Source organism: Niabella aurantiaca DSM 17617 (assembly GCF_000374125.1).
Taxonomy (GTDB): Bacteria; Bacteroidota; Bacteroidia; order Chitinophagales; family Chitinophagaceae; genus Niabella; species Niabella aurantiaca.
The window spans coordinates 1-23,527 of the sequence record NZ_KB893637.1 but is presented as its reverse complement, the minus strand read 5'-3'; the positions used below and the strand labels follow the sequence as shown (position 1 = coordinate 23,527).

Sequence of the window (23,527 nt, the reverse complement as noted above, 5' to 3'; positions counted from 1 at the left end):
ACAGCCGGCTGAGCGAAGAACAGCACGTTGAACGTTAAGCGCGAACCACAGGAACTGTCCCGGTCCGATCCGGCCCCACGCCTGATACCGGCTTCTCATTTTCAAATTTTCAAATTCCCAAATTTCAAATCTTCAATTCTGGGCTATATTTGCACTTTATGTACCGCCTTTTACGAAAATTTTATTTCACATTTCCGCCGGAACGTGTCCATTATATGGCCATGCACCATTTGCAGTTGTTGACAAAGAACAAACTGGGCAAATCGATCGTCCGGTCTTTTACTGATGCCCCGGTAAAAGAGACCCGCTTTTTGAACCTGACACTTAAAAACCCGGTGGGCCTGGGTGCCGGTTTTGACAAAAATGCCCTCTTCCTCAATGAACTGGAGGCACTGGGCTTCGGATTTGTGGAGATCGGTACGGTTACGCCGCTGCCACAGGAGGGTAATGAGCAGCCCCGGCTGTTCCGCCTGCCTGCAGATAAAGCGTTGATCAACCGGATGGGATTCAACAACGACGGCGTTGATATCGTTGCCCGGCGGCTGGAAGAATGGCGTACAAAAAAAGCCGGCAGCCAGGAAAAATACCCGTTGATCATCGGGGGCAATATCGGGAAAAACAAGATCACACCGAATGAAAATGCCTGGCAGGACTATGCGGCCTGCTTTACAAGACTGCATCCGTTCGTGGACTATTTTGTAGTCAATGTGAGCAGTCCGAATACCCCGGGGCTGCGTGCATTACAGGACAAGGATGCGCTCCGGAAAATCTTGCTGAACCTGGCAATGATCAACAATGGCAAGGCATTTGCAAAGCCCATCCTGCTGAAAATAGCGCCGGACCTCACCCGCGAGCAGGTCGATGATGTGATCTCGCTGGCATTGGAGATCCAGCTCGATGGCCTGGTAGCTACCAATACCACCATTGACCGCAGTAACCTGAGCACCCCCCTCAGCGAGATCGAGGCGATCGGCGCCGGGGGGCTGAGCGGCAGACCTGTACAGCAAAAAAGCACGGCCATTGTAAAATACATTACAGAGCAAACCGACGGGGCCATCCCCATTATCGCATCCGGAGGGATCTTTACCGCCGCGGACGCAAAAGAAAAACTGGAAGCAGGCGCTTCCCTCATACAGATCTGGACCGGCTTTATCTATGAAGGTCCTACCATTGTGAAGCATATCTGCAATCATCTATAAACCAAAAAATCATTATGGCGCTTTTATTTATTTCAACTGCTGAACTATTCACCGTCGATTCCCTGATCAGTTTCCTGATCCTTTCCATCCTGGAGATCGTCCTGGGTATCGACAATGTTATTTTTGTCAGCATCATCCTCAACCGCCTGCACAAGGACTCCCGGAAAAAAGCCCGGCGTGTGTGGATGGTCACCGGCATTTTATCCCGCTGTTTGCTGCTGATGGCACTGAGCTGGCTGCTGGCACAAAAGGGTAAGCATATTATTCCCGAATCCTGGTTTGGCAAAGGATTTGACCTGGCCAGCCTGGTAATGCTGGCCGGGGGGCTTTTTCTTATATACAAATCCGTAAAAGAGATCCACCACAAACTCGAAGGAGAAGATCCTTCGGCCGCGGCACAAAATAAAAAACAGCTCAGCTTTGGGCAGGCCATCGGCCAGATACTGGTTATTGATGCGGTCTTTTCCTTCGACAGTGTCATTACCGCAGGCGGTACGGCCAAACATATTGAGATCATGATCGCGGCGGTCATCGTGGCCATGATCGTTATGTTTACATTCAGCGCAAAGATCTCCGATTTTATACAAAATCACCCTACCATAAAAATGCTGGCCTTGTCTTTCCTGGTAATGATCGGCGTAAGCCTGATCGTAGAAGGCTGGAATGCCGATATGGCACATGAGCTGCATTTAAAGAACTACATTTATTTTGCAATGGCTTTTTCGTTCATTGTAGAGCTGCTGAACCTGTTTATGCGTAAAAAGCAGCAGCAGCATGTGGTGCAGCTAAACAGCCCGGTACTACCCAGGGACGGGGAGCAGAAGGACGGTACAGGCAAACAATCCTGATACAGCCCCCGGTCTATAGCTTGCGGTGGTCCTGCGTTCCCGCAACGGCAAAGAACATGCGAAGAACGCCGGGCAATAAACCGCAGGACCTTGCGGTAAGCAATGAACGCGGCGGCGTATCCGGCATCTTTCGCTGAACGCTGAAGACTGTCAGTCATCAATTGAATGCATCCTGCAGCGCTGAAAAACAAACCCTTATGATCCTGCGTTTTCCCAGGAAACAAGATGCCCCGGCATCCCGACAGCGGAACAAAAAGGCCCCATACGCATTTTCATTCCCCAAAAATTGTGTAAATTACCCTCAGATCGCATCATGAATAAAACAGTTTTTTATGAAACCGATACATCATTCATTGCTGATCTTATTATCAGCAGTCGCTATTTTTACCGCATGCGCTTCACAAAAACAAACCACCGGCCAGTCTGAAGCCATCTTGGCGGCGGTCACCGACCAGAATTATACATTTATTGCCAACAGCGTTTTTCCAACTGAGGACAGCCGTTTTAATCCCCGGTTCCTGTTTCCCAATGCCAGCAATCTCTACCAACTCACTTCACACTATGACCTGAGGGTTACACCCGATTCCGTGATCGCTTATCTGCCCTTTTTTGGCCGGTCCTATACGGCTCCCGTAGACCCTACCAAAGGAGGGATCAAATTCACGTCTACCAAATTTGACTATAAAAAAAGAGACCGGAAGAACAACTATGAAATAGAGATCACTCCAAAAGATAACAATGAGGTACAGTCGCTTTTTCTTACCATCTCCCCCTCTGGTTTTGCATCCCTGCGTGTGCTCAGTTTAAATAAGACCCCTATTTCATTCAACGGTGATATAGAAGCCAACAAATAATCAGCGGTTTTGCGAAGCCTTTCCTCCTGCGATCCGTCAACGGGGTCTGCCTCGTGATTAACTAACTTGCAGGGAACCGCTCATAATGAACCGGCATCAAAATGATCTTTATAAATTTATTGCCTGGTCAGTGCCCTCACTGACCGGGGCGCGGGCCATGGTTTCCCGCTTCGCAGTTGGATCAACCAAAAGGGATGCGGAAAAAAATGTTAAGATTTATCAAAAAAATCCTGCCACAACGCCTTGTAGCAGTTGGTACACGCTGCGGTTAGCCCACTGCCGGAAGCGCGAAGATTCTGTGCCTCAGCACAGAATCTCTGTGGCAATGCAAAAATCATTATTTTCGGGACCATGATGATCGCAACCTCGAAAATAAAGACTGTAAAAATCATTCTTTTTATTGCATTCCTGGTTTTCCAGCCATTTACCGGCCGGGCGGTGCTGCCTGCAGATACTGCCAGGAAGAGTACCCCTGAGCAGGCATTGCGGTATTTAAACAGCATAAAAGACCTGCAGCAGAGCAAGTGGTGGCCCAATGTACCTCCTGCCCTGTTACTGCACAACCTGAAAACCTTTACCATAGAGCCCTTTGCATTTTATGAAGGGAAAACCACCAATTTCTGCGCATATTCGGCGCTTACCTATATACCGCTCACTTATGATCCGCTGGGCTTTGCGCGGTTCATGGTGGAGCTGTACAGGAACGGGCAGGCCAACATCGGAAAGAACCAGCTTAAGCCCAGCAAACCCGTCAGGATGGAAGCCGGTCTTCTGCGTTATAAAGGTTCCCTGGACATCAACCCCGCGGGCCAGATGTGGTTCCTGACCCTGGCAGACCATTTTAAAGGGTATCTTAATGTTTTCAACCGGCGCTTTCAGAAAGGCGATGAAAATACTTTTTGGGCTTCCACGAACTTTGCAAAGTTTAACCGGATGCTCCGGCGTCTGTTTAACGGGAACGTAAAAGCCAGGGGAGCCGATCTTTTCCGCCCCTCGATAAAAGACCTGCCCGGATACCTGGCGGCCCATATGCAAAAGGGATTGGTATTCCTTTACCTGAACAACAAAAAGCTTTACCGGAAGTCGCACAAACAATCGATGATCAGCACGCCCACCCACTATGTATTACTGACCAATATCCGGAAACGTACCGATGGCAATATTGAGTTTGAATACTGGGACTATGGAGCGAGGACCGTGCAGCAACTGTCGCCCGAATTTTTAAAAAACATTATTTACGGGGTCAGTGTCTGGACCCCGAGGATTTCAAAATGAAAAACAGAACTTTTATATCGTCCGTAATAGCGCTGGCCAGTATTCTTTGCAGCTGCTCTTATCCCCGGAACTTTACGCGGAATTTTTATGCCCGGAATGAACAAAAGCTGCTGGCGATCAAGGCTGATTTCAGCCGGTTATATGCGCAGCACCCCTTTTCCGTTCTCTTTGAGGAAAAGACCTTTACCAATATTTCCTTTGAATTCAACGAGGACAGCATCAAATACATCTATCATTTCAACCTCAACGAGCCGGCCTTTGCAGACAGTCTGCAGGCACATCACTATGATGTCCGGGGCGTTAAAGCCCTGGTGGAAGAGATGCAGGCGATCCAATGTACCTGGATCGCCAACGTAGACTACTACGAAGGGCTGCGGGCGCGGAAACTGGTACAGATGTCGGTGCGGAATAAAGCCCTCAACAATACACTAAAAGGAGAAAGTTATTGTACGCTGGTATTTTTTGAAACACCGCAGCCCTTTAACAGCAAGGGCATTTTTCTTGACCGTTCCGACCGGAAAAGACGCCGGCAAATCAATGGAAATGTGTTGAAAAGAGTGAATGGCAAGATCGGTTATGCGATCACCAAGCAATACCGTTAAACGTTAAAATATACACCCCTGTTAGTAATTCTTGACGGGGATTAACGACCATTAAGGCTCCAATCGCTATTTTTGCAGGATGTTGATGGAAAAAGAATGTGTTCGTTTTGCCATACTGGACCTGAATGAAGGGCAGCCCAACCAGGGCATGCGCTGCATTAGAGAGATCGTGCACCGGTGGGCAGACGAAAAACAGGTTGACCTGACCTATGACGTATTTGATGTTCGCGTTAAAAACGAACTGCCGGATATGTCGTACGATATTTATATTTCCAGTGGCGGCCCGGGAGATCCGTTGAGCACCCGTTTTGACGACTGGGACATTCACTGGAACAAATGGCTGAACGAATTGCTCCGGTGGAATGAGAATCCGGACAATGAACAGAAAAAGTTCGTCTTTTTTATCTGTCACTCTTTTCAGCTGGCCAGCAGGTATTTCAATGCCGGCCTGATCTGTAAACGGAAATCCACTTCTTTTGGCGTTTTCCCGGTACATATGCTGCCGGAAGCCGGATCGAACCCGGTATTTGAAAATTTAAGCGATCCTTTCTATGCGGTCGACAGCAGGGATTTTCAGCTCATACAGCCCAACCTGGATATTTTGAACGATATGGGAGCATACATCACCTGTATCGAAAAGGAGCGCCCGCATGTGCCCTATGAGAGGGCTGTGATGGGCATTTCATTCAACCCTTATATGTTCGGTACGCAGTTCCATCCTGAGGCTGATGCAGAAGGAATGCTCAGGCATTTTCAATCGGAAGACAAACGGAAGACCGTCATTGACAACCACGGGCAGGAAAAACTCACCAGCATGATCGATCAGCTCAAGGACCCGGATAAGATCCTATGGACCAATAAGCATTTAATCCCCAATTTCTTAAACGAAGCCTACAGCCATATCGTTTCGGTAAACCTGATTTCTTCATAGCCCCTGCTGATATTTGATCCCTTTTTCTTTTCCGGGTCTCCTGGAAGGGACCCGGAAAAAACGAGAACCGCAGGCAACCGCAAAAAAAGAGGGCATCCCTGGCTTTTGAGATACCCTCTTGTTTGTTTGATCTGATTCTTTTAAATGCCCCGTCAGAATTTGAGGTCCGGCCAGCCTTCGCGATAGGTACGCTTCACATACTGATTTGCCGGTTCAAAGTTGGTCACCTTCATCTTGCCGCCATCCCATTGCAGAGTAATACCGCGACCGGGGAATTTGCCCTTATCGTCTTTATAATTAAAACTACGGATGGCCAGGTTCCCCATCAGGATGCTTTCAGTAAGCGGAACTGCATACCCGTTAAACGGAGAGTCCACCATTTTGCTTCCTTTTTCGTAGCCGGCAATACAGGCATCCACCCATTGTTTATAATGCCCCTCTGCACCGCCGGGAATACGTGCATATTTCCGGGCCACATTCACTCCACTCATTTTTGAAACGGGCAGCAAGGTTGGATCCTGGCCATACACGCCACACATCATCTTTCCCTTGGTTCCAACAAAGAGCGCCCCATTGCCTACATCACCTTTGCCTCCCATAATATCATTCGGTCCCAGTTCGTCCGGCCGCTCCGGCTGAATACCACCGTCCATCCAATGCAGCTTAATGTCCTTACCGTTTTTTCCTTTGTATTTAAAATGAATGGAAGAAGAAACCGGAGGACTGTCCGGTGCATATACCTGCGTCCAGTTTTTAACATACGGAGTAGACAAACTGCAGGTCACTTCTGTGGGAAAGCCCAGGCCCAGTACTTTAAATACAGGCCCAACGATATGACAGGCCATATCGCCTAAGGCGCCGGTACCATAGTCCCACCAGCCCCGCCAGTTAAAAGGAACCACATTGCCTTCATATTCACGGTAAGGAGCCGTACCCAGCCACAGGTCCCAGTTAAGCCCTTCGGGCACGGGCGGTTTTTCTGAAGGCCATACAATTCCCTGTGGCCATACCGGCCGGTTGGTCCAGCAATGAACCGATTCAATTTCGCCGATCAGGCCGGCTTCATACCACTCCCGCAGGTCCCGGACCCCGTCGTTGGACGAACCCTGGTCCCCCATTTGGGTAACCACTTTATACCGTTTTGCAGCATCGCCCAGCATACGGGATTCCCATATATCATGCGACAATGGCTTCTGCACATATACGTGCTTGTTGAGTTGCATGGCATGAAAAGCAACAATAGCATGGGTATGATCCGGCGTGCTCACGCTCACCGCATCAAAGTGCTTGCTCTCTTTATCCAGCAGTTCTCTCCAGTCATGGTAATACTTTGCATTCGGAAACCGTTTCCGGCTGCCCGCCGCCTGGCGATCATCAACGTCGCAAAGAAATGCGATCTCGGCATTGCCGCTTTTGTGAAACATGCTGATATCGCCCGCACCTTTTCCGCCAACACCCACGCCCGCTACCACCAGCTTATCGCTGGGAGCCACAAAGCCCCTGCCCAGTACATGTCTCGGCACAATAAAAAAAGCACTGCCGGCCAGCGCAGAATTCCGGATAAACTTCCTTCTCGAGTTTCGATTCTTTTGGTCCATAATTGCTTCAAGAATTATTTGAACATGATAAAAATAAAATAACGATAAGATCCCGTTACAGGTTCAGGCTTCCCCAGCCTTCCCTATAGGTCCTTTTTACGAACCGGTTGGCCTCATCAAAGTTGGTGATCTTCATATTCTCTGCATCCCACAGGAGTTTTTTACGCCCTGTAAATTTGCTTTTACCCCAGCCGGATATGCTCGGATCCATATACAGCGCGCTTCTGATGGCAAGGTTCCCCATCAGGATGCTTTCGGTAAATGGTCCCGCATATTCAAACGGAGAGCTGGTCACTCCCTTGCCATAGCCGGCAATACAGGCATTTACCCATTGCAGGTAGTGCCCGTCTGTTCCACCCGGCACCCGCGCAATGGTCTGCTTCACCGCCCTGGCGCTTTCGTTCTTTGACAGCGGCAGCAATCTCGGGTTGGCTCCGTAGCAGTCGGCCAGCAGCTTTCCTTTGGTTCCGATAAACAGTACACCCCCATCCCAGTTACCAAATGATTCCTCGGGCTTCAATTCATCCGGGCGTTTGGGAAGCAATCCCCCATCGTACCAGGATACCTTAAGGGTTCCTTTTTTATCTTTTCGCGGGTATTCCAGGTGAATGATCGACGCAACCGGGCAGCTGTCCACATTATTGGCTTCCTGGTTCATGCCGGTCCACTGGTTGGCAATGCTGCACTCCGCCGATGTGGGATAATCGATGGGCAGGATCCGGTAAATGGGGTCCATGATATGACAGGCCATATCTCCCAGCGCCCCGGTACCATAAGCCCAGAAGCCCCTCCAGTTAAAAGGCACATACGCGGGATTGTAATCCTCTTTGGGCGCGGTACCCAGCCACAGGTCCCAATTCAGCTCACCGGGAACGGGATGGTTCCCCGAAGGCTTGGGCACGCCCTGCGGCCAGATGGGCCGGTTGGTCCAGGCCTGCGCCTCCACGATGTCCCCGATCAGACCGGCATTGTACAATTCTTTCATCCGCCGCACGCCATCGCCGGACCCGCCCTGGTTCCCCATTTGGGTCACAACTTTATATTTTTTTGCAGCCTGTGCCAGGATGCGGGCCTCATAGATATCGTGTGTAAGGGGTTTTTGTGTGTAAACATGCTTCCCCAGCTGCATCGCGGCCAGGGTGGCCACCGCGTGTGTATGATCGGGCGTGCTGATGCTGCAGGCGTCAATATTTTTTGCTTCCTTTTGCAGCATCTCCCGGAAATCTTTATAATAATTGGCCTTGGGAAAATTTTTTCTTGAGTTCACTGCCTGGCGGTCATCCACATCACAAAGCGCCACTATGTTCACATTCGGGCTCTTTGCAAAGTTTGCCAGGTCACTTTCACCTTTTCCACCGGCACCAATTCCTGCAATATTCAGTTTATCGCTGGGCGCTACATAACCCTTGCCCAACACATGCCGGGGCACAATAAAAAAAGCGCTGCCGGCAAGCGCCGAATTCCGGATAAACTTCCTTCTGGAATATGGATTTTTTGGTTTCATAATGGCGAAAAATTTAAATTTGGTTTTAAAAGACGATCAAAGTAATAAATTTCATTTAAACGGGATATAAACAGTTGGTAGTTTTTCTTCTTTTTTTGAAATTATTTAATATAAGGGGCGGTTTACTTTACTTTTTATTTCATCCTTAAAAACCACCGTTACCCGGTACTTCATGGGGGCATAATAACGCTCCAGCACCTTCCGGATCTTTTCTTTTGCCTGCTCCATATAAGCGGGATAGGTTTCCATCTGTTTGCGTGTTTCGGTGTACAGCTTCTTCTCCACAACGCGATAGGCAGCTTCATCCGTATTCACCAGCAATCCCCGTTTTGTGAGCGCATCCGCCCGGTCCAGCCGCAATTCATAGCTGAGCAGCTGCGGCGGGGGAATGACCACATACACCTGTTTGTTCTTTTCCTCAATGGTCAGCTGCTGGGTGCTCAGATCCACGCCATACTTGGCAATATAAGGGATGGAGACATTCATGGTGTGCTCCATGAACATTTTCTTTAATGCGTCGGTAATACTGCCGTCATTGGTAATATTGGTGGTCTTGATGCTGGCCGTACCCTGTACTTCCAGCGACGACAGCTCTGCTATCTCCTGCACAAATGCCACATTCAGCGCCATGTGGTCCACCGTTTTTGTACCATTCTTTTTTCCAAGGAAATAGGCCAGCACTCCGATCGCCACTACGCAAAGCGCCACCACAAGCGGCAAACAGCTTTTTTGCATAAGTATATTATTGATTCGTATTCAAATTCCCGTTAAAATTAACAGAAAATCAGCGAAAACCGGTTACTCCTGCAAGACTTAAAAAATAGGGCGAAAAATTATAAAATATTTCATTTATCTTGGGTCACCATTTTAAAATTCAAAACAGGCCATCTCAAATGAAAGAATTGCAAATAAAGAAACAGGGCAAAAAATACGATGTAGTGATCGTTGGTTCGGGCGCCGGCGGTGGCATGGCCGCATATACGCTTTCAAAAGCCGGGCTCAGCGTATGTATGCTGGAAGCGGGTCCGATGTATGATCCTCAAAAGGAAATCTTCCAGCTAAAAAACCCCTGGGAGTCCAAACGTAGAGGCCGGTCAACCAAGTACCGCCCTTTTGGAGATTTTGATGCCTGCTATGGCGGATGGGAGATCGAAGGAGAGCCCTACACAAGGGAAGGAGGTACTGAATGGGAATGGTTCCGGGCGCGCATGCTGGGAGGCCGGACCAATCACTGGGGGCGTATCTCCCTGCGTTTTGGCCCGAGGGATTTTAAAGGCTACAGCCATGATGGTGTTGGTGCAGACTGGCCCATCAGCTACGATGATATCAAACCCTATTATGATAAGGTAGATCAGCTGATCGGCATCTTCGGGAGCGTGGAAAACATTCCCAATGAGCCGGACGGCATTTTCCTGCCACCGCCCAAGCCCCGTCTTCACGAGCTCTTTATAAAAAAGGGCGCACAGAAATCGGGTGTTCCGGTCATCCCCTCGCGGTTATCCATTCTTACAAAAAAATTAAACGACGACCGGGGAGCCTGTTTCTTTTGCGCACAGTGCGGCCGGAACTGCAGCATGGCCAAGGCAGACTTTTCCTCATCAAATGTGCTGATCTACCCGGCATTGAAAACCGGCAAACTGGAAGTCATTGCCAATGCTATGGCACGCGAGGTATTGACCAATTCCGAAGGCGTTGCAACGGGCATATCCTATATCAATAAAGAAGACCTGCTGGAATACCAGGTAGAGGGGCGTGTGGTGATCCTGGCCGCCAGTGCCTGCGAAACGGCAAGGCTTTTACTGAACTCAAAATCGCAGCGCCATCCCAATGGCCTGGCTAACAGCAGCAATGTAGTGGGCAAATACCTGCAGGACAGTACCGGCGCCGCCATGGGCGGTTATATCCCCGAACTCTTTGGCAGAAAACGATACAATGAGGACGGCGTAGGCGGCATGCACGTGTACTCACCCTGGTGGGGCGATGATAAAAAACTCGGCTTCCCGCGCGGGTATCATATCGAATACTGGGGCGGCTTTGGTCAGCCGGCCTATGGATTTGGAATGGGCATTGAATCGTTCAACGGCAAATACCCCGTAAACGGCAAACAAAAAGAAGCCGGCGGTTACGGAAAATCGTTCAAAGAAGACCAGCGCTTCTTTTATGGCGCTACCGTAGGTATGGCCGGGCGCGGAGAAGCCGTTGCCTTTGAGCACAACCGCTGTGAAATCGACCCCAATGTGGTGGATAAATACGGGATCCCTGTTTTAAAATTCAATGTAAAGCTGAGCGATTATGAGGTCAAACAGGCCAAACACATGAAAGAAACCTTTAAGGAGATCATGCACAATATGGGTGCTGTGATCACCTGGGGCGATGACGGACCGGAAAACAATTACGGTATCGATAAGCCCGGGTACATCATTCATGAAGCCGGAACTGCGCGTATGGGGGATGATGCCAAAACATCGGCGCTGAACAAATGGAGCCAGGCGCATGATTGTAAAAACCTGTTCTGCGTGGATGGAAGCCAGTTTACCTCACAGGCCAATAAGAATATTACCTGGACGATCCTTGCGCTGAGCATGCGCGCCAGCGAGTACATTATTGATGAAATGAAAAAGCAAAATTTATAGATGGTCGACGTTAGACTCGTGGCCCATTGCCTGATATCTATCATCTGACAAACATTAAACATCAGACATGAAAAGAAGAGATTCCTTAAAATATATAGCTGCCGGGGCACTGGCTACCGGAACCCTGGTCATCGGCTGTAACCCGGCCGACAAAAAAAGCGAGACCACTACCCCGCCACCCGATAAAAAGACGGGCCTCCACCGTTATGAGGACGAAAAAATATACGAGGACGAAGTAGAAAAAATGCCGGACTTCTTCAACGCGCATGAAATGGCCACCATTACGGTGCTTGCAGACATCATCATCCCCAAAGACGAAGTAAGCGGCAGCGCCAGCGATGCAAAGGTTCCGGATTTTATTGCGTTCACTGTAAAGGATCAGCCCAGGCTGCAAACACCGCTAAGAGGCGGTTTGCGCTGGCTGGACCTGCAATGCCTGAAGAAATATGAAAAGGCATTTAAAGACTGTACCCCACAGCAGCAGATCGGGATCGTAGACCTTATTGCCTACCCGGAAAGGGCAAAGGGTAAACCGGAGCTGGCACAGGGCGTTTCTTTCTTTACACTGATGCGCAACCTTACCGCCACCGGCTTCTATACCTCCGAGATCGGAGTAAAAGATATTGGTTATGCGGGCAATAAGCCCAACCAATGGAACGGTGTGCCGGATGATGTATTGAAGCAGTATGGCCTGGCCTATACCGAAAAGGAATTAAAAGAATGCGTCAGCTTCAGCTGACGTTTGTAACATAAGCGGCGCATTTTGTATTGTTTCATCTGCTGATTTAGCGTTGAAAATACAAAATGCGCTTTTTTTTGAGAAAGAATTAGCTATCAATATCCTATTAAAAAACAAGGAATTAAACTCAAAAAACTAAATCCGGAAATCAAACTTTAAAATTCTGACTGAACAATTTACATACTTACCAATTTTTGGTAACTTTGATAAAAGTTTGAAAAATGAAAAATACATCAATATCACTTGGGAATTATTTTGACCAGTTCGTAAGTAGCCAGGTATCGGCAGGACGATATAAAAATGTAAGCGAGGTTATTCGTGCAGGACTTCGTCTCTTAGAAGATGAAGAAACCAAAGTAATCGCTTTGAGAACTGCAATTCAGAAAGGATTGGAGAGTCCACGAGTTGAAAATTTTGACTTCAAGGAAAACCTAAAACATCTGAAAGCGGAAAAAAGAAAAAATGGCTAAAGTTATTTTAAGACAGGACGCCATTGATGACCTGAATGATATTTGGAACTATACTTTTGAAAAATGGTCAGAAAAGCAGGCAGACACTTATTATTCAACTTTAGAATTTGCTTGTATGCAAATTGCAGAAAACCCGGAACTTGGGAAAAAATACGGGGGAATCGACGGCAACTTACTCGGGCTGAGGGCTGGCAAACACATAATATTTTATCAAGTCATAACCAGACAAGAAATTGAAATCATCAGAATTTTGCACGAACGGATGGATTTGAAAAACAGACTTGATGAATAAAAAACTGTCCCCCGGACGTTGGCAATAATTTTAAAGAGCCCCTAATGACGAAGGAACAATTTGACATATTCTGGAAAACTAATTACCCGGGCACCATTCCTATATCTCATTGTTTTAAATACGACTTTCCGGAAAGATGGTTAAGAATTCATAGCTTGCCAGAATCAAAAAGATATCCGGAGACACAGGAAGAATGGGAAATTTTGCTCTCAAGACAAAACAAAATCATCAATGACCTTTTAGGTTATAAAACAACAATCTTAGTAGTCATAGGCGAATATTTTTTTGAGGGACAGGAGCCTTATGATATATTAGAATCAGAATATTCATTAGAAGACTGTTCACTTGTCTCTTTAAACCCGATAGACCTACATAAACTTTGGCCTGACGAGCACGACAAAGGACAATTATTTATTGCGAAATTTTGTCAACAAGTATGGATCCCTAAACGATTTGACAAACTTCTCAAAGACATCGCTCAGTACTACCTTAGAGCCTTTTTTGTTTCACTCGAAAATAAATACATCATCGCACCTTATGACGGCGGTATGGACATCATATTAAACGACACTAAAACGAGAGATCATTATAAGGAAAAATACAAATTGTGGCTATCTCCAAGAAGTGATGGTTTTTAAGTTAGGGCCGTTTTTAACAAGCAATTCAACAATCAACGATGAACCATTCCATTCCCCGCATTCCACCCCCGGTTTACCTCCTGTTTGCGGTTATCCTGATGCTCCTGCTCCATCAATACCTCCCGGTGATGCGCTGGCTGGAATTCCCCTGGCGGTATGCAGGGATTTTATTGATCCTCCCCGGGCTGTTGCTCGCCGCCCGCAACGGTTTGCTTTTCCGTAAACTGGGCACAGCGCTCCGCCCGGGGGCAAAGGCAACGGTGCTGGTTACAAAAGGGGCTTTTCGTTTTACAAGAAATCCGATGTACCTTGGGCTCGTTACCATGCTCACCGGGACCGGTATATGGTTAGGTACGCTTTCACCGCTGATCATGATCCCGGTATTGATCTGGATCCTGCAGGTTCAATTCATCCTGCGCGAAGAAAAGTGGATGGAGTCCTGGTTTGGCGCATCCTACCTGGATTATAAGAAAAAAGTACGCAGGTGGCTGTGATCACATCCGGTGGAGCGGGGTTCAATGATCATTTTAATAAAAGAGGCATGGCCTCGAAAGATCCGGCAAGAACGGGTTTCAACCCGCTTATAAGTCCAAAAGAACAACAGAGAGCCGTAGGCCCGGGGCATCATGAGCCGTGCCCATGGCACTTATGAAATTACGGCCTCGGGGCTGACCAAAAAGGTCATCGAATGATGAATTTATTCGGGTAGGCGATGGAAACTGATAGTCTTTTATGCGATTCTCAGAGCCTTCATTTACCTTTTTAGTCAGCCCCGATAACAACGCGCCGGATGGCGCTTATAAGGAGCATCAAAATGCTGTTTTTATCAATTCAACAAATGAGACAACGCATATACCAGGTAGACGCTTTTACCAGCGAAGTATTTTCAGGGAACCCCGCCGCCGTTTGCCCGCTTGAACGCTGGCTGCCGGATGATCTTTTGCAAAAAATAGCCATGGAGAACAACCTGGCCGAAACCGCTTTTTATGTGCCGCAGGCAGATCATTACGAGATCCGCTGGTTTACCCCCACCGTTGAGGTAGATCTTTGCGGTCATGCTACCCTGGCGGCAGCATTTGTACTGCTCCATCACGAAGGGCATACAGCCGGTAGCATCCGGTTCCATGCTCCCCGGAGCGGGGCACTGACCGTAACGCAGAATGGAGCGCTGCTGACGCTCAATTTCCCTGCCGACCACCTGACGCCGGTAGCGCTGTCTGATGAGCTGACCGCTTGTTTCAACATACAGCCCCGTTTGGCTTTTAGGGGCAAAACAGACTATATGCTGGTGTTTGACCAGGAAGATGAAATAAAGGACCTGGTACCGGTGTTCCCTTCCATCGCGGCAATCGAAGCGCGGGGCATCATTGTTACTGCCCCGGGCAACGCGGTGGATTTCGTATCCCGCTTTTTTGCGCCGCAGTCCGGAGTTCCCGAAGACCCGGTCACCGGCTCTGCCCATACCAGCCTTACCCCTTACTGGTCAAAACAGCTCGGAAAAACAGCGCTTTCTGCCCTGCAGATGTCTCAGCGCCGGGGCGTTTTATACTGCCGCTATTTAGGCGACCGCGTGGAGATCAGCGGAGAGGGAAAATTGTACCTTACCGGGGAGATCTGTTTAGCGTAACCCGGCCGGCGTACAGATCTGCAGAAAAATGGTCTGCAAATAAAACAGAAAGCCCTCTTAATCAGCGGGAGACCCGGAAGAAAACAGGTACGATATCAGACCGGTCTGCAAAACAAACTTACCGGGCGCGTGTGATTTAGCTTTTTTTGCGGCCATTCCTTGTAATTTCGGCCCGTGAACATTGCAAACCAAAAGAAATTCGACCTTTTAAAAGATTATTATGACAACAATTGAGATTCAAATTGAAGAAAAAAGCAGGATCCTAAAAGGGCTTGAAAAAGTCTATAAGAAACTAATTGAATTCAAGAAAGCCAAAAACAGTAAGCTCGTTGTTTTACGTGATAATAAAATAGTGAAAATAAAACCAGAATAATAAAGCTTTCCAACTATCCGACCAAAGACACGCATCCATCTATTATGCAGCCCAATAGCCTCTCCGGGCAATAAAGACCTCACTCCGGTTAACGAATTCTATTTACGAGTTCAAATATCGTAATTTCGGCCCGTGATTTCCCAGAATACCATACAGGAGATTTTATCCCGGATCGACATCCTGGATGTGGTGGGCGAGTTCGTAAAGCTAAAAAAAAGAGGCGCCAACTACCTGGGCCTCTGCCCCTTCCACAACGAGAAGACCCCCTCCTTTACCGTATCGCCCTCCAAAGAGATCTACAAATGTTTCGGATGCGGCAAAAGCGGCAACACCATCAGCTTCATTATGGAGCATGAAAAATACAGCTATGTGGAATCCCTCAAATGGCTGGCCAACAAGTATGGCATCGAGGTGGAAGAGACCTTTGCCAGCGCCGAACAGCGGGAGCAATACCAGACGGCCGACAGTCTTTTCATCATCAATAGTTTTGCAGAACAGTATTTTTCCGAGGCGCTCATGCAATCTGAAGAAGGCCGGGCCATCGGGCTCAGCTATTTTAAGGAACGGGGATTCCGGGAAGGGATCGTTGAAAAATTCAGGCTCGGCTATGCCCCGGCGGAACGGGACGCCTTTGCAAAGGAAGCCCTGGCCAAACAATACAATAAAGAGCTCCTGCTAAAAACAGGGCTTGTAGTGGAGCGCAACGGCGCTCTGCTGGATAATTACCGCGGGCGGGTGATCTTTCCAATTCATAACCACAGCGGTAAAGTGCTCGGGTTTGGCGCCCGCATCTTAAAAACAACCGACAAAGCGCCCAAATACATCAATACACCGGAAAATGAGCTTTACGTAAAAAGCAAGATCCTCTACGGCTCTTATTTTGCCAGGACCGCTATTGAGAAAGCAGATGAATGCCTCCTGGTAGAAGGATATACGGACGTCGTTTCCCTGCACCAGGCAGGGATCGAAAACGTGGTGGCCTCCGGGGGTACCTCCCTGACAGTAGACCAGCTCCGGCTGATCAAAAAATATACCAATAACCTAACCATCATTTATGATGGGGATGCTGCCGGTGTAAAAGCAGCATTGCGCGGCCTGGACCTGGCCCTGGAGGAAAGCCTGAACGTAAAGCTGGTCCTGATCCCGGACAAAGAAGACCCGGACAGCTATGTAAACAAAGTAGGTGCCGGCGCCTTTACGGACTTTATTAAAAAGAACAAGAAAGACTTTATCCTGTTCCAGCTCGAATCTTCCCTGAGCACCATTGGCGACGACCCGGTAAAAAAGTCCGAGCTGGTCAACAAGATCGCCGAGTCGATCAGCCGCATCAACAAGGCCGAGGATTTTACCAAACAGCAGGACTATATCAAAGAATCTGCCGCCATTTTACAGATCGATGAAGCCGGTCTGCATGCACTGGTAAACAAATACATTCGCGATAAAGTGACCGCCATGGAGCGGAAGGCCGCCAGCAATGCGCAGAAGGAGCAGCAGGCGCAGGATGCCGAGATCACCAGCTATGACGACGCCACTTTTGACCTGCTGTTCAAAGACCAGCTGCAGGAAAAAGAACTGGCCCGCATCTTACTGGAATTCGGGAACCGGCAATGGGATGAGCAGTCCCTGATCGCACAGCATGTGTTTGATGAGATCGACGAGCTGGAGATCGAAGATCCGGAAGTAATCCTGCTCATAGCCTCAATAAAGCAACTGCTGCGTAACAACCCGGAGCAACTGAGCGATAAATATTTTATTTACAACGAAGACAAAAAGCTCAGCGCCTTTGCGGTATCGCTTTTGAACCACCCCTATGAGGAAAGCGAACGGTGGGCCGCCGATTTCAGTTCCAATACCGGCTATCAGAAAGACCTGTTCAAACAAAACTTTGAAGCCTTTTCGCGCGTGATCAGCAAAGGGAATGAGAACGATCTGAATAAATACAAACTGATCTCCGAGGACCGCACCAATCAAAAGGTGGAATCGGCCATCCAGTACCTTAAGCTCAAAAAGATCCGCCGGATGCTGCTTCAGAACCAGAACGATATGTCCGGCGCATTAAATGACCATAAATTCAAGGAACTCCATTTCATCCACAAGTCATTAAAGGATATGGAGCGGGAGATCACCAATATTTTAGGAACGGTGATCCTGCAATAGCAGCGCCCTTAGCGGTCAGGTGCCTATTCATTGATCAGCTGTTTTTTTATTTCTTTGGGAGTTGTTTTGGTCCAGGTTTTAAAGGCACGCCGGAACGCAGGCAGGTCGTTATAGCCCAATACCCCCGCCACTTCGGTGATCGTACCGGTACCGTTCTTCATTAAGTGCAGCGCCAGCTCTTTTTTTACCTCGCCGGCTATTTCCCTGAAGCTGGTCTGCTCTTCGGTCAGTTTGCGTTGCAGGGTACGCACCGTCATATCAAGACCCGCCGCTGCATCATCGATCGTGGGGATCTGCCCCTTGTGCTGCATCAGCAGCAAATGCTTTACGGCATCCCGGCAGCTGGATTGTATGGCAAGTGATTTTTTCTGGCCCAGGATGGTGTTGAACATTTCAAATAGGGAAGCATCGCTGGTAAGCACGGGGGTTTGTACATCCCCGGCCAGAAAGATCATGCGATGCAAGGGGGCATTGAACAGCACCTGGCATTGCAACACATCATAATAAGTAGTAACAGCGTTTTTGGCATATTCCACTTCTACGGCCTGTGGGTAGATATTTTTGCCGGAAAGCACTTTTATGAAGTTGATGGTCGATGCCAGCACAAAATCGATCGCGATCCTTGCATTGCGGGGATAGGTCGTTTTCCAGAGCGCATTCTGATGCAGTTCAATGATCGCAAGCTTCCCTTTTATTTTATACTCATAGGCGATCATCGGGCACACCATATGCCCGTATTTGCAATAGACCCGTATGGCTTCATCCAGGTTCTTACTGGCCTGCATCATAAAACCCACCATGCCCGTCATCGATACCGGCACATCGCCCCCCATGAATAAACCGATCTGCTCATTATTTGTAATGTCTGCAAGTAAATCGTATAGCTTTGCCGCCTTTTGCCATTCAACCGTCTGGCCGGAGTCGCTGATCTCTTCCTGTGTAAAGCCAGCCATTTCCCTCAATGTATCATAAGCTTCGCCATATGTAGCAGCGGCATAAAGCATGTCCCGGATCGCAGTTGCTTGTAGTCCCATGGCGTAAAATGACCCTTTTAAGGCACAAATTACACTTTTTGCACCATACTTATCACAGTTGTTTTGCAATTAAAATAATCAAACAACATGTACACAAAAACAGCAAACACAACCAATGCCGCTGCTCCCTTACACGGCGGTGAAAAAAAGAAAATCTTATTTGCCAACATCCCTGCCGACGGGCATTTCAACCCTCTAACGGGATTAGCCGTTCGGCTCAAAAAAGCAGGGCATGATGTCCGCTGGTACACCGGCGCCAGCTATGCACCCCGTATCGAACAGCTGGGCATTCCCTTCTATCTTTTTAACAAGGCAAAAGAGGTAACCGTTCACAACATTGACGAAGTATTTCCCGAAAGGAAAACGATCCGGAATCATGTAAAGAAAGTCATCTTTGATATCTGCACGTATTTTATCGAACGCGGAACAGAATTTTATGAAGACATAAAGGACATCAATAAAAGTTTCGATTTCGACGTGCTGATCTGCGACAGCGCTTTTACCGGTATGTCGTTCGTAAAAGAAAAACTAAACAAGCATGCAGTAGCCATCGGCATCCTCCCTTTATGTGCCTCTTCGAAACAGCTACCCCCGCCCATCATGGGACTTACACCGGCCAAAACCCTGGCAGGAAAAGCCGTGCATTCGTTTTTGCGTTTTCTTACCAATAAAGTATTGTTTAAAAAGCCCCACGCGCTGATCAACGAACAATACCGCCGTGCAGGCATGCTGACCAATGGCAAAAACCTGTTTGATCTGCAGATCGATAAGGCAACACTGTTTTTACAAAGCTGTACCCCGGGGTTTGAATACCAACGCGCGCATATGAGCCGGCATATCCATTTTATAGGCCCTTTACTGCCCTCCCATAGTGATGCCCCTGCCCCATTCCATTTTGAAGACAAACTGCATCAGTATGCAAAAGTGCTGCTGGTAACGCAGGGAACCTTTGAAGGAGATGTGCGCAAGCTGATCGTGCCCGCAATTGAAGCCTTTAAAAACAGCCGCCACCTGGTGGTGGTAACAACGGCCGGATGGCATACCCATAAACTGCGCCAGCGGTATAAAGCATTTGCCAATGTTGTTATTGAAGACTTTATTCCGTTCAGCCAGATCATGCCTTTTGCCGATGTATTCATTTCAAACGGTGGTTACGGCGGTGTGATGCAAAGCATAAGCAATAAGCTGCCAATGGTAGTGGCCGGCATACACGAAGGGAAAAACGAAATATGTGCCCGGGTGGGATATTTTAAAACAGGCATCAATATGCGCACGGAACATCCCAAACCGGAAAAAATAAAAACAGCTGTGAACGAGATCCTGAGCAACCCCCTTTACCGGAAAAGCGTGGAACGGCTTTCGAAGGAATTTTCGGAGTACGACCCGTTGGCCCTTTGTGAAAAATTCGTCAACGCTTTACCCGTCCTTCAGAAACCATAGCGAAAAGCATTCATTCAAAAAACTCCAAGATTTTCAAACAAAGATTATATGAAAAAGATGAATCGCTGGATCACCATCTTCCTGGTCATCCTTGCTGCCGCCTGCTCCAAACCCGAATCCATTTCCCCCGCACCTGCGCCAACCCAGCTGGTTACCGCACCCGGTGCTCCTGACGGGCCCGCTGTCAGCAAAACCATCGGCACATCCGGAGGCACGGTTACCAGTGCCGACGGGAACATTGCAATCACCATACCTGCCGGCGCCCTCGCGGGTAACCAGCAGATCACGGTACAGCCGGTGGTCAACCAGCTGCCCGCCGGTTACGGCAAGGCTTACCGGTTGACTCCGCACGAGATCCTGTTCCAGAAGCCGGTGACCATCCGCTTCCGGTACGATGAAAGCAGCATCCGGAATACGGTGCCCGAACTGCTCGGCATCGCCTACCAGGATGAGGGCGGCAAATGGTTCCGTGCTGCGGAACCCGTGCCGGATAAAGCGAACCACACCCTTACAACCACTACAACTCACTTCAGCGACTGGGGTTTTTTTCCTTATTTCTATATCGATCCCGAAGAAGCCCTTGTGGATCCCGGGGCCCAGCTCGGGCTCCGTGTATTGGCTACGACCCCTGATGAGCTTCCGGATCTTCCCCAGCCCAACCCCAGCCCCGTAATGCAGCCCTACCAGCCCGGCGGTGAATTTCTCGGCGACTGGAACTATGCCGGTGAGGGTTCGCTCGAAGGTCAGGGTAATAAGGCTCACTACCAGGCGCCCAACTCGGTGCCCCGCATAAACCCCGAAGCGGTGAGCGTAGCAGTGAAGATGAAACGAAAAGGACAGTTCCTGCTGGTATCCAATATTACCATCCGCACCGAATTTCATATTGATTATATGCAGGTGGATGAAACGGAAAAGCACACAGGCGGACTTGACTACGAAAGCCGCCTCTGGATCTATGGCAGCTTTGGTGAAGACCCGGGAAAAGGCAAGCGCCATGTAACGATCAACAACGGTGAAGTTGCCGTTGCCCTTTGGACACCCGGCATGATCGCCTGCGACATCCCTACCGTAGGGCCGTCATCTTCCGGCATGGTAGTGGTAACATCCGAAAACAAGAGCGCGGGTAAACTGCTCAACGAGTGGGTGGTTGATCTGTTCTATGATCAAAAGCAAAGCCCCGATGGTGCGCTCACCAAAAAAGTGAACCTCGTATTGCATTTAAGAGGGGATGCGGATGGTTTTTTCAGACTGGGACAGGTACCAATGGTCCACAAAACCGATCTGCACACCTATTGTAAAGGCATTATCGAGATGCCCTCGGGAAGCTTTACCAGTCATGTAACCATGGATGCCTGCGGCGACTATACCGTTGCCTGGGACGCCATTCATAATTTAATTATTGACCGCAAAAAAGACACGGATCCCGGCAGCGACGGACTAAGAGGAGAAGTCATCAACCAGCCGGGTGGCTTCGACATAAAGATCCGGCTTTTAGCGGAAGACGTGCTGATGAGCCACCGCCGGTTTGCAAGCTGTGTCAGCGGCAGCACCCTGGATCAGGTACCGGAGTATGTGCAGATTGAAGGGTTCCATGAAGTCACCATCCCGCTTCGTTTCTCCGGATCCGGCAGCAAGGCACCGATCAAAGCCGGACAAATGCCGGTGCGTACGGGCGGCCCGGCAGCAGGTCTTTATTGGGACGCTCCGGACTACAATCCATCGCTGTTCACCATAAACCTGCGTTGGGATGAAGCCCATCCGAAATCTGATTGAGCCTATATAAAATGCAGACTTAAGATACAGGTAACAAAAAAGAGGTGGTATCAAAAGCCGGCATTGCTAGCACTATAAAAATGGCTTTTGATACCATCGCTTTGCAAAACCGGCGGAGCAGGCCGGGCCGAATTGCTGCGGCCTGCTGCCTGTACGTTGAGAAAAAGCCGGCCCGGGCAAGGGCGCGCAGGCAGGGCCACAATCGCTACTTCCCGATTGGTAGTGGAAACGGAAATCCCGAAACAATTTTTTCAATATCGATACTTTGTTGAATCCATAATGATCTCAAATCAGCTGTGTTATAGTGGCAATATTGTTCGGAGGCATCCCTTATAGAACCATCGGTAGATCCGCTCTCAGCGAAGAATTTATGCCCCAGCCACTTTTTCAACATAGTCCCTGCCAACACCATCACCATTCGCTTGACTTTGAGGAATTGCATACACTAATTGATTTGCTAAGTCTATTCCTGCCACCGGTGCCCTCAACTTCCAAGTTCTGGCAAAATGATTTAGTATTTGTGGCCCATAGGTTCTTACCGCATTTAAGGTGATGTTGCCTATAAAACCAGCACCCGAAACAATAGCGGGGGTTGCAGCAATAAGCAAAGGCGCTATTGCCAGCCCGCCGGCCATCGCCCCGGAAAAATTCCGGCAGTCATTTTCCACCTGATATAAAGCCTCAAACCGGGAGGAGTCAAAACTGGGATTTCCAAAACTTTTCCACGCGGCTCCCACGCTCATGCCGTTTAGCCGGGCCTGCTGGTAGGCCTAAAAGCGCGCTGCCCTGTTTTTGCAGTATTTTGTATGTTATATACGCTATCGGATGTAACAGAGCGCTACGATCCGGAAACCATCGCCATTCGGGACTTTTTAATTTCTGATCTGCGAATATGCCCCATGAACCTGTCACTAAAAATAATGACAAGGCATGTAGTCGCTTTTGGACTAAAATCAGTATCTTAGGCTTAAGAGAGACCCGGCTAAGAATAACCCGGTCTTTATTTTCTATATTAACAAAAAAATCTTTACCGGCACGCAAATCCAAAATCAGCTGCCGGGCTGAAATAGTTATTTTATGCTCTTATCAGAGCACGGTGAACGGCAAACACATCTACGCTGGGAACAATATGAAAGAGACCCTTTGACCGGCCATTGCTCTCACTTTTACACAGTTACATCTTGATATTCCAAATATACAATAAATTAGTTTTATATTTAATTTATTTTTTTGAACGAAGGATCATGCTTGCTCCTTTTTTGGGATCAAGTGAAAAAGTTGGGGGAATAGTAAAAAAGTGATTTTTTTGCTGGGGTATGAGTGAAGATCAATCAGAGACATTTAAGGCATTAGCGGGGTATTTTTTGCCGGCAGGTACGCTGGAATATTTCGATTTAGTTCGGGTATTAAAAGACAAGGAAGGGTTGGTGTTGTTTTTAGAAGAGCGCAACGAGCTTCCAGAAGAGTTCAAAGGACAACGCTATCATTCCAAAGGATTTTTACCGGAGGTACGTGTACAGGATTTCCCGATACGGGATCA

At 48.5% G+C, this 23,527-nt stretch carries 23 protein-coding genes; 18 read left to right on the top strand and 5 right to left on the bottom strand.

What is annotated here, in order from left to right:
- Window positions 1–158 precede the first annotated feature (158 nt).
- The 6 genes from B160_RS0113760 (at window position 159) to B160_RS0113725 (ending at window position 5,709) form a co-directional block, all read left to right on the top strand.
- The gene (locus tag B160_RS0113760; protein ID WP_018628504.1) at window positions 159–1,199 is read left to right on the top strand and encodes a quinone-dependent dihydroorotate dehydrogenase; all 1,041 of its coding nucleotides are present in this window, start codon (window positions 159–161) and stop codon (window positions 1,197–1,199) included.
- 14 nt (window positions 1,200–1,213) lie between these two features.
- Window positions 1,214–2,047 carry a TerC family protein gene (locus B160_RS0113755; RefSeq protein ID WP_018628503.1) on the top strand — a complete coding sequence of 278 codons (834 nt, stop codon included), beginning with the start codon at window positions 1,214–1,216 and terminating at the stop codon, window positions 2,045–2,047.
- Between the two features lie 332 nt (window positions 2,048–2,379).
- Window positions 2,380–2,901: a DUF4251 domain-containing protein gene (locus tag B160_RS0113745; RefSeq protein WP_018628501.1), complete on the top strand. Its 522-nt coding sequence runs from the start codon at window positions 2,380–2,382 to the stop codon at window positions 2,899–2,901.
- Between the two features lie 351 nt (window positions 2,902–3,252).
- Complete coding sequence (locus B160_RS0113735; RefSeq protein WP_018628499.1) at window positions 3,253–4,176, top strand: hypothetical protein; 924 nt, start codon at window positions 3,253–3,255, stop codon at window positions 4,174–4,176.
- Window positions 4,173–4,778 carry a hypothetical protein gene (locus B160_RS0113730; RefSeq protein ID WP_018628498.1) on the top strand — a complete coding sequence of 202 codons (606 nt, stop codon included), beginning with the start codon at window positions 4,173–4,175 and terminating at the stop codon, window positions 4,776–4,778. Before B160_RS0113735 ends, B160_RS0113730 begins: the two co-directional genes overlap by 4 nt.
- 79 nt (window positions 4,779–4,857) lie before the next feature.
- Complete coding sequence (locus B160_RS0113725) at window positions 4,858–5,709, top strand: type 1 glutamine amidotransferase (protein ID WP_018628497.1); 852 nt, start codon at window positions 4,858–4,860, stop codon at window positions 5,707–5,709.
- A 152-nt stretch (window positions 5,710–5,861) separates the two neighbouring features.
- On the opposite strand, the gene B160_RS0113715 is transcribed toward B160_RS0113725, so the two are convergent.
- The 3 genes from B160_RS0113715 to B160_RS0113705 all read right to left on the bottom strand — a co-directional run bounded on the left by B160_RS0113715 (window position 5,862) and on the right by B160_RS0113705 (window position 9,546).
- Window positions 5,862–7,307 (bottom strand): Gfo/Idh/MocA family protein, encoded by a 1,446-nt coding sequence (locus B160_RS0113715; RefSeq protein ID WP_018628495.1) that lies wholly within the window; start codon window positions 7,305–7,307, stop codon window positions 5,862–5,864.
- Window positions 7,308–7,362: 55 nt separating this feature from the next.
- The gene (locus B160_RS0113710) at window positions 7,363–8,811 is read right to left on the bottom strand and encodes a Gfo/Idh/MocA family protein (protein WP_018628494.1); all 1,449 of its coding nucleotides are present in this window, start codon (window positions 8,809–8,811) and stop codon (window positions 7,363–7,365) included.
- 105 nt (window positions 8,812–8,916) lie between these two features.
- Window positions 8,917–9,546 (bottom strand): DUF4230 domain-containing protein, encoded by a 630-nt coding sequence (locus tag B160_RS0113705; protein ID WP_018628493.1) that lies wholly within the window; start codon window positions 9,544–9,546, stop codon window positions 8,917–8,919.
- 158 nt (window positions 9,547–9,704) lie between these two features.
- Between B160_RS0113705 and B160_RS0113700 the strand changes: the two genes are divergently transcribed.
- From B160_RS0113700 to dnaG, 9 genes are all read left to right on the top strand, one after another.
- The gene (locus B160_RS0113700; RefSeq protein WP_018628492.1) at window positions 9,705–11,444 is read left to right on the top strand and encodes a GMC oxidoreductase; all 1,740 of its coding nucleotides are present in this window, start codon (window positions 9,705–9,707) and stop codon (window positions 11,442–11,444) included.
- Between the two features lie 67 nt (window positions 11,445–11,511).
- The gene (locus tag B160_RS0113695; RefSeq protein WP_018628491.1) at window positions 11,512–12,183 is read left to right on the top strand and encodes a gluconate 2-dehydrogenase subunit 3 family protein; all 672 of its coding nucleotides are present in this window, start codon (window positions 11,512–11,514) and stop codon (window positions 12,181–12,183) included.
- A 221-nt stretch (window positions 12,184–12,404) separates the two neighbouring features.
- The gene (locus B160_RS0113690) at window positions 12,405–12,653 is read left to right on the top strand and encodes a type II toxin-antitoxin system ParD family antitoxin (RefSeq protein ID WP_018628490.1); all 249 of its coding nucleotides are present in this window, start codon (window positions 12,405–12,407) and stop codon (window positions 12,651–12,653) included.
- Window positions 12,646–12,945, top strand: a complete 300-nt coding sequence (locus tag B160_RS0113685; RefSeq protein ID WP_018628489.1) for a type II toxin-antitoxin system RelE/ParE family toxin — start codon at window positions 12,646–12,648, stop codon at window positions 12,943–12,945. The genes B160_RS0113690 and B160_RS0113685 overlap by 8 nt, the downstream gene beginning before the upstream one ends.
- Window positions 12,946–12,989: 44 nt before the next feature.
- A complete protein-coding gene (locus B160_RS0113680; protein ID WP_018628488.1) occupies window positions 12,990–13,583 on the top strand; it encodes a DUF3885 domain-containing protein in 594 nt (197 codons plus the stop codon).
- Between the two features lie 38 nt (window positions 13,584–13,621).
- The gene (locus B160_RS0113675) at window positions 13,622–14,077 is read left to right on the top strand and encodes a methyltransferase family protein (RefSeq protein WP_018628487.1); all 456 of its coding nucleotides are present in this window, start codon (window positions 13,622–13,624) and stop codon (window positions 14,075–14,077) included.
- A gap of 344 nt (window positions 14,078–14,421) precedes the next feature.
- On the top strand, window positions 14,422–15,210 hold the full coding sequence (locus tag B160_RS0113670) for a PhzF family phenazine biosynthesis protein (protein WP_018628486.1): 789 nt from the start codon (window positions 14,422–14,424) through the stop codon (window positions 15,208–15,210).
- A 220-nt stretch (window positions 15,211–15,430) separates the two neighbouring features.
- The gene (locus tag B160_RS31975) at window positions 15,431–15,583 is read left to right on the top strand and encodes a hypothetical protein (RefSeq protein ID WP_018628485.1); all 153 of its coding nucleotides are present in this window, start codon (window positions 15,431–15,433) and stop codon (window positions 15,581–15,583) included.
- A gap of 132 nt (window positions 15,584–15,715) precedes the next feature.
- Window positions 15,716–17,740, top strand: coding sequence for a DNA primase (gene dnaG, locus B160_RS0113660; protein WP_018628484.1), 2,025 nt, complete (start codon window positions 15,716–15,718; stop codon window positions 17,738–17,740).
- Between the two features lie 23 nt (window positions 17,741–17,763).
- Here dnaG and B160_RS0113655 read toward each other — a convergent pair whose 3' ends face one another.
- Complete coding sequence (locus B160_RS0113655) at window positions 17,764–18,774, bottom strand: AraC family transcriptional regulator (protein ID WP_018628483.1); 1,011 nt, start codon at window positions 18,772–18,774, stop codon at window positions 17,764–17,766.
- An 87-nt stretch (window positions 18,775–18,861) separates the two neighbouring features.
- Here B160_RS0113655 and B160_RS0113650 point away from each other — a divergent pair, with 87 nt between their 5' ends.
- Together B160_RS0113650 and B160_RS0113645 are read left to right on the top strand one after the other, a co-directional pair.
- Window positions 18,862–20,214 (top strand): glycosyltransferase, encoded by a 1,353-nt coding sequence (locus B160_RS0113650; protein WP_018628482.1) that lies wholly within the window; start codon window positions 18,862–18,864, stop codon window positions 20,212–20,214.
- A 48-nt stretch (window positions 20,215–20,262) separates the two neighbouring features.
- Window positions 20,263–21,987 carry a hypothetical protein gene (locus B160_RS0113645; protein WP_018628481.1) on the top strand — a complete coding sequence of 575 codons (1,725 nt, stop codon included), beginning with the start codon at window positions 20,263–20,265 and terminating at the stop codon, window positions 21,985–21,987.
- Between the two features lie 368 nt (window positions 21,988–22,355).
- On the opposite strand, the gene B160_RS0113635 is transcribed toward B160_RS0113645, so the two are convergent.
- Entirely contained in the window at window positions 22,356–22,730 is a 375-nt protein-coding gene (locus B160_RS0113635) for a hypothetical protein (protein WP_157558057.1), read from the bottom strand.
- A gap of 573 nt (window positions 22,731–23,303) precedes the next feature.
- On the opposite strand from B160_RS0113635, the gene B160_RS29120 reads away from it, so the two are divergent.
- Window positions 23,304–23,527, top strand: a 224-nt coding sequence (locus B160_RS29120; protein WP_018626772.1) for an ISAon1 family transposase N-terminal region protein, incomplete at its 3' end; no start/stop codon positions are given.

Coding starts and splice junctions, on each gene's coding strand:
- B160_RS0113755 (WP_018628503.1), top strand. CDS start 1,214: ATGGCGCTTTTATTTATTTCAACTGCTGAACTATTCACCGTCGATTCC.
- B160_RS0113730 (WP_018628498.1), top strand. CDS start 4,173: ATGAAAAACAGAACTTTTATATCGTCCGTAATAGCGCTGGCCAGTATT.
- B160_RS0113695 (WP_018628491.1), top strand. CDS start 11,512: ATGAAAAGAAGAGATTCCTTAAAATATATAGCTGCCGGGGCACTGGCT.
- B160_RS0113760 (WP_018628504.1), top strand. CDS start 159: ATGTACCGCCTTTTACGAAAATTTTATTTCACATTTCCGCCGGAACGT.
- B160_RS0113725 (WP_018628497.1), top strand. CDS start 4,858: ATGTTGATGGAAAAAGAATGTGTTCGTTTTGCCATACTGGACCTGAAT.
- B160_RS0113710 (WP_018628494.1), bottom strand. CDS start 8,811: ATGAAACCAAAAAATCCATATTCCAGAAGGAAGTTTATCCGGAATTCG.
- B160_RS0113650 (WP_018628482.1), top strand. CDS start 18,862: ATGTACACAAAAACAGCAAACACAACCAATGCCGCTGCTCCCTTACAC.
- B160_RS0113735 (WP_018628499.1), top strand. CDS start 3,253: ATGATGATCGCAACCTCGAAAATAAAGACTGTAAAAATCATTCTTTTT.
- B160_RS0113685 (WP_018628489.1), top strand. CDS start 12,646: ATGGCTAAAGTTATTTTAAGACAGGACGCCATTGATGACCTGAATGAT.
- B160_RS0113675 (WP_018628487.1), top strand. CDS start 13,622: ATGAACCATTCCATTCCCCGCATTCCACCCCCGGTTTACCTCCTGTTT.
- B160_RS31975 (WP_018628485.1), top strand. CDS start 15,431: ATGACAACAATTGAGATTCAAATTGAAGAAAAAAGCAGGATCCTAAAA.
- B160_RS0113700 (WP_018628492.1), top strand. CDS start 9,705: ATGAAAGAATTGCAAATAAAGAAACAGGGCAAAAAATACGATGTAGTG.
- B160_RS0113705 (WP_018628493.1), bottom strand. CDS start 9,546: ATGCAAAAAAGCTGTTTGCCGCTTGTGGTGGCGCTTTGCGTAGTGGCG.
- B160_RS0113715 (WP_018628495.1), bottom strand. CDS start 7,307: ATGGACCAAAAGAATCGAAACTCGAGAAGGAAGTTTATCCGGAATTCT.
- B160_RS0113680 (WP_018628488.1), top strand. CDS start 12,990: ATGACGAAGGAACAATTTGACATATTCTGGAAAACTAATTACCCGGGC.
- B160_RS0113745 (WP_018628501.1), top strand. CDS start 2,380: ATGAAACCGATACATCATTCATTGCTGATCTTATTATCAGCAGTCGCT.
- B160_RS0113690 (WP_018628490.1), top strand. CDS start 12,405: ATGAAAAATACATCAATATCACTTGGGAATTATTTTGACCAGTTCGTA.
- B160_RS0113645 (WP_018628481.1), top strand. CDS start 20,263: ATGAAAAAGATGAATCGCTGGATCACCATCTTCCTGGTCATCCTTGCT.
- B160_RS0113655 (WP_018628483.1), bottom strand. CDS start 18,774: ATGGGACTACAAGCAACTGCGATCCGGGACATGCTTTATGCCGCTGCT.
- B160_RS0113670 (WP_018628486.1), top strand. CDS start 14,422: ATGAGACAACGCATATACCAGGTAGACGCTTTTACCAGCGAAGTATTT.
- B160_RS0113635 (WP_157558057.1), bottom strand. CDS start 22,730: ATGAGCGTGGGAGCCGCGTGGAAAAGTTTTGGAAATCCCAGTTTTGAC.